This is a genomic window from Lacinutrix sp. YIN62 (assembly GCF_057219185.1).
Genome location: NZ_JBXVVH010000066.1, coordinates 1 through 1,550, shown reverse-complemented (window position 1 = coordinate 1,550; position 1,550 = coordinate 1). Strand labels below are relative to the sequence as shown.

Below are 1,550 nucleotides of genomic sequence, written 5' to 3'. Positions count from 1 at the left end.
TCGTCTAAAATTTTTAATTTGAATGATTCACTGTAACGTCTAGTAACTCTGTCATTTTTATACATAATCTACTTGAATTATGTAGCCTTTATTCAGGACGAGTCACAATTAAGCCCAACGTTGTTGTATAAGATTAGTTGCGTGTTTCAAGCAACTAATTTACTAGATTAATCACGAACGGCGAAATTCCGAAGGAATTTCCCAAGTGAGCCAAAACTAGCAATTAATTTTATACGGTGTTGCCACACGTTTTTTTCGCTAATCTTTGTCAAATCCATTAAATTCCATTCTTTTCATTTTCGGACAATTATTCACGATTATATCAAATTCTGATACTTTATTATTCGGTGTAACGAATTGTTTACTAATAACTTTATCAAAACTATAAGTCAATTCATAAACGTTTTTAAATTCAGTCGGTTTTATTGTTAATTCGGCTTTTTCAGATTCAGTTTTCTGTGGGATAGTATATAATTCCAAAGCGATTTCGTTTTCACGCAATTTTTTTAGTTCAGATATTAAGTTAGCATCTGCTTCGAGTTGATGAAAGAATAGAACTGAACTTTGATTGAATTCATACGATGGTGTATTTCCGTCACAAGGTTCGTAAATCACGAACTCATTATCCAGCTTTTTTAAACTAATCCAATGTCTTGGAAATCCTTTTAAATAAACTTTCTTTGGTTTTTGTTTTTTAGAAATTTCTTTCTCGTAATAAGAAATTGCGTCATTATCCATTCTATTCGGTTTCCAGTTAATTACCTTTTCATAAACCTTTGAATTCCGAGTTGTGTCGATAAAAAGTTGATGTTTAGTTAAGTCAAGGCTTTTCGGATTATTTCTTTCTAAAATTGTATCTAAATCGATTTTCCACGCAGGAATTTCAGTCGGTTTATTTTCCGCTTGTTTTGGTTCTTTCTTCTGTTTGCAAGAAATCAGAATTCCCAAAATTAATGTTATGTAGATTGTTTTTCTCAAATGTGTGGCAACTATTGTATAAGAGCAACACACTTGCACTTATATTCCTTATGCAATATAGTTTATTTTAATACGTATAATGATAGCCAAAAGGAGATTATTAAGCTGTGCTAGGCATTACGATTGGGCTTTCCCCTAAGAAGTTATATTTAATAGCCGTTTATAAACAGTTGTAGTCGTTTATAAACGTTTAAAAACAGCTAAATATTGCTGCTTAATGAATAAGTTATTTGCAGAACTATTTATAATCGTTTATAAATAGCTTGTTATACTTGTATTAAAAATAAGGCATAAAAAAAATCCTCAACATATAAATGTTGAGGATTTCTAAAAAAGGCGACGACCTACTCTCCCACGGTTGTAGTACCATCGGCGCTAATGGGCTTAACTGCTCTGTTCGGAATGGTTAGAGGTGAGCCCCATCGCTATAATCACCTTAAATCTTGCGGTCTGTGCTGTTTCTTGTGTTAACTGCTAACCGTATGTTATAACATATTGAAAAAAAATAAATGAATTTGTATGGTAATAATAATTATTGAACTTTTAAAAAAACAGGCGTACAATAAGCCTAT

General features: G+C 31.5%; 1 protein-coding gene and 1 rRNA gene. Both read right to left on the bottom strand.

All coding sequences use genetic code 11. The annotated features are described in order from the left end of the window. Positions 1-258: 258 nt before the first annotated feature. On the bottom strand, positions 259-738 hold the full coding sequence (locus AC2D8I_RS16165; protein WP_484707148.1) for a hypothetical protein: 480 nt from the start codon (positions 736-738) through the stop codon (positions 259-261). 571 nt (positions 739-1,309) lie between these two features. Beyond that, positions 1,310-1,417: ribosomal RNA gene (gene rrf, locus AC2D8I_RS16160) — 5S ribosomal RNA — on the bottom strand. Positions 1,418-1,550 lie beyond the last annotated feature (133 nt).